At 65.7% G+C, this 251-nt stretch carries 1 pseudogene; it reads right to left on the bottom strand.

Annotated features, from left to right (window positions below):
* Positions 1-249 (bottom strand): annotated as a pseudogene (locus P0D96_RS48695) (efflux transporter outer membrane subunit); the annotation flags it as partial.
* Positions 250-251 lie beyond the last annotated feature (2 nt).

Raw genomic sequence — 251 nt, 5'->3', positions numbered from 1 at the left:
CACGAACTGGCCAAGAAACTGGTCGACGCGCGCCGCAGCGATTTTCACGTCCTTGTTGTCGGCCAGCGCGGCGGCAATCAGATCGTTCAGCACGGGATCCCCGAATTGCTCCCACCACATCGCGTTGGCAACTTCGGCCGCCTCGCTTGCTTCGAAGCGGAACGTCGCCGGCGTAGGCACCGTGGGTCGCACGTAGTCGGGGCCGAGCAGACAACCGCCCAGGCCGAGACTCAGCCCCGCAAGCAGCAGGG

This window comes from Paraburkholderia sp. RL17-347-BIC-D (genome assembly GCF_046027915.1).
GTDB lineage: Bacteria > Pseudomonadota > Gammaproteobacteria > Burkholderiales > Burkholderiaceae > Paraburkholderia.
This window is presented reverse-complemented; position numbering and strand designations above follow the sequence as displayed.